Genomic DNA, 3,843 nt, shown 5'->3' on the forward strand with positions numbered 1-3,843 from the left:
ATGCTAAATCCTCCTGTTTTTTTTAATTAAAATTAATCTTTTTTCTTTTTTTAGCAAACCCTTTTTTCGAGTGCCAACTTTTTGAGTTAATAAAAAATGTCAAAAAATATCTGTATTTTTTTCTTATTTTTTTTGGATATATGGAGAGTTATATTTTCATTAAAAGATTTTATTGTCATTTTGAGTTTTCCCGAAAAAGTTTTCTCTCGATGAATTAACAATATCAATTTCAAAAAAAAATTTATTAAAGATTTCTCAACAAATTAAATGTTGAGAATCCAAACTTTTCAGGAAAGAGAAGCCTTATAAACGACAGATATTTTATCGTAAATAGAATTGGATTATTAATGTAATTTCTCGATCAAGTTATCCATCAGAATAGATTCCTGATCTCCGGTTTTCATATTTTTTAAAACTATTTTATTTTGAGAGATTTCGTCCTCACCAAGGATCAAGGAATATTTAGCATTGCTTTTATCAGCAGCTTTCATTTGAGCTTTAATGGATTTTTTTTCAAAATCGGATTCGACAGAAATACCGGCATTCCTGATTTTTGTTAATAAATTCAGACTAAAATCTTTTGCTTTCTCTCCTAAACAAACAAGATAATAATCAGGATTTTGTTCGCTTCCAAAAGAAACACCTTCTGTTTCCATCGATAAGATCAATCTTTCAAAACCACCGGCAAAACCGATTCCGGGAATATTTTTTCCTCCGATCTGTTCGACTAATCCATCATACCTGCCGCCACCGATAAGAGTATTTTGCGCTCCCAAATTCGTATCTATAAATTCAAAGGCAGTTCTAGAATAATAATCCAGTCCGCGCACGATCTTTGGATTGATCTTAAAAGCAATATTTATTTTTGTAAGAAATTCCTGGACTTTATCAAAATGTTCCCGACAATCATCATCAAGATAAGATAACATGGAAGGAGCATTTCGGGAAATTTCTTTGCATTTCGGGACTTTACAATCCAGCAGTCTTTTAGGATTTTTCTCAATTCTGATCTTACAATCCTGACAAAGATCATCAAAATACGGTTTATAATATTCGACTAAAGCGTTATTATAATCCTGCGAGCAATTTGGACATCCAATACTGTTTATCTCTAATTTGAAATTTTCCAGACCAAGTTTTTTCAGGAAATAATATCCAAAAGAAATAACTTCCGCATCGATAAAAGGTTCGGAACTTCCTATATTTTCAATTCCATATTGATAATGTTGCCTGTATCTTCCTTTTTGAGGCCTTTCATATCTGAACATAGGACCAATATAATATAATTTTGAAGAATTGTTTTTCATATCGAGGTTATTTTCCACGAACGCTCTAACTATTCCGGCAGTTCCTTCCGGACGAAGAGCGAAGATCCGACCTTTTTTATCCCTGAATTTATACATTTCTTTTTGTACAATATCAGAAGTATTGCCCACGCTTCTTTCGTAAAGTCCTGCAGATTCGAAGATGGGAGTTACAATCTCGCGATAATTGAAATTTCTCGATGTTTCCCGAAAAACTTTTGTGATATATTGCCATTTGTAACTTTCGGATGGAAGAATATCAAAAGTTCCGCGCGGAATTTTACATTTTAATGACATTTTAATTCTCCAAAATAACACAACCACCTTGGTTGTGATAAAAGTCAGATTTAAAAAAAACAAAAGATATCAAACAGGATGTTTGATCTACAAAAAGTGTGCACCTGCAATCGATATCTATTCCAGGTAACACGCTGATAGTTAGCTCAAATCAAGTTGACCAACGGCACATCATAAGCTCTGTTTATTGCTGCTTCCTTCCGGATCTGACAAGGTTCACAGTTTACAATTGCGTCAGGCTTGATCCTCAACACCACTTTTCAGTCATTAAATGAAAATCAATATTCTCATGCAGGAATTCGGTCCCGCTGGAGCGGATTGCGGGTTACAGGACACCGCTAACTTCCCACCTAGCACACGAAAATCAAACAATTTTGGGTCGGTTTATGTGTCAAGTTTTGATAAAGTCAGACACAACATAATCCGCGAAAAACACGAAAAGACACGAAAAATACAATTGAGGAAAAAAGAAGAAATGGAAACGAGGAGATAGAAAATTGGAGACATGTATTAAATTCCGATATTATTACATCTCCAAATATCCAAATCATTAAATCAACAAATTAATTTATGGTTGGGAAAATAATCCGGATAAAAATTCCTGCCAGTTAGTTTGGGAAAAACTTAAACCTTGATATATTTCTATTAGATTATATAAAGTTTGTTCTTCATCAGGAAACCAGATAGATGCTGTTCCCAGATCGTCTGCAGGATAATTATAAAATTGTTGAGCTAAAATGCTTTCATCGATATTTGTCAGGATCTGCTCACACAGAACAGAGAGTTCGCTTGATGATGATCCTTCTTTTAACATTGAGAAAAATTCTTTGATATCCACATCAGCCTGCAGGTCATTAAATTCATAACAGGCAAATCTTGTTTCATCAAAAAAACTGATCGATCCATATTCCTGCCAATTCATGGAAAATTGAGTTATATCATCAAGAATATCAGGGAATTCACACGATTTTATAACAGAACAGGAAACCGGAAAAATATCTCCTTCATAATTCTGACTTCCTCCGGGAAGATAAGATTCGTAGAATGAATTTACAATTGCAATTGCCAGGTTTTCCGTCTCTAAATAATCTTCCCAGATCGATAAAATTGCATTTCCTTCAAAATCTCCATAAGGAAAACCTGACACTTCAATGGATTCTTCCGAACCGATAATATAATCCGCATATTGATAGGATTCAGCAAGAACTTCCATTGTCTGCATATTACAGGCATCAAAGATCAAAATATCGAGTTGATGGTCAAGAGAGGAAAGAGCATTTTTCAGATCACCTTTAGGAATATTTACTGAATTACCGGTTCCATTATCAGGACAGAATTTGTTATAGAGATTATACCAGCCGTTTCCATGCGACCAGATGACCAAAGCCTTTTTATCGGATGGAAATCTTCGGAAACCCCAATTAGCAAAATTGGTGATCTCCTGATAATCTCCGCTATCGATGTCCGGTAAAGATTCGATCAAAGGGGAGGTTATTTCTTCGCGGTTGACTGTGTTTTCCGGAAGGACTTGATAGCGTCGAGTGTTAGTGAAACTTCCGTATTCATGATGATTGTCGATCTGCACAATGACATTTATCTTGTCGGAAAAATCTGCTGTTTCCATTTCATTGATCTCGTCGATCACTGCTTGATAAAGACTGTTGTCCGCTGCCATATAAATAAGGATCGTCCAATCTGCTTTTTCTTTTTTTGTGCATCCAAGCAGGATTATTAGAATCAATGCTGAAAAGAGGAGATTTTTCATAAATAATATTTTAAAGTTTTATTTTTTTACACTTTCGGATTGGAGATTCCTTAAAAGAAAAGCAGGTAGAAACTTATGAATGACAGATTGGTTTAATTGTCATTATAAGGAATTCTCTTTCTTGAAAGAGACTGAATCTTACAGAGAAATCCTAACGAAGAATCTCCAGCAATATTGCAACAAACATTAAAAATTGGAGATTCCTCAAGAGAAAAACAGGGAGAGTATTCGGAATGACAATGTATTTTTTTCAAATATTAAATCATCAAATCTCCAAATCTTAAATTTATTTACTGACATTTCCCACTTCAAATTGTAATTTAAATTAATTCATATTGCTAACCTCGTAGAGGTTAGATGTTTGTAATAAAATGCGTTAGCATTTGGTTTTGAAAACTCTCTTTTCTTAAAAAACTGCATCGCAGTGATATTTATCATCATTTACAGGTTTAAATGTCGCTTCTACGAGATATATTG

At 33.9% G+C, this 3,843-nt stretch carries 2 protein-coding genes and 1 other RNA gene; all 3 read right to left on the reverse strand.

All coding sequences use genetic code 11. From position 1 onward, the window contains the following. Nucleotides 1-344: 344 nt before the first annotated feature. Nucleotides 345-1,601 (reverse strand): histidine--tRNA ligase, encoded by a 1,257-nt coding sequence (locus tag ENL20_01880; protein HHE37307.1) that lies wholly within the window; start codon nt 1,599-1,601, stop codon nt 345-347. Between the two features lie 96 nt (nt 1,602-1,697). Next, nucleotides 1,698-1,960, reverse strand: an RNA gene (ffs, locus tag ENL20_01885) — signal recognition particle sRNA large type. A 209-nt stretch (nt 1,961-2,169) separates the two neighbouring features. Next, a complete protein-coding gene (locus tag ENL20_01890; protein HHE37308.1) occupies nt 2,170-3,366 on the reverse strand; it encodes a hypothetical protein in 1,197 nt (398 codons plus the stop codon). Nucleotides 3,367-3,843 lie beyond the last annotated feature (477 nt).

This window comes from Candidatus Cloacimonadota bacterium, assembly GCA_011372345.1.
Classification (GTDB): domain Bacteria; phylum Cloacimonadota; class Cloacimonadia; order Cloacimonadales; family TCS61; genus DRTC01.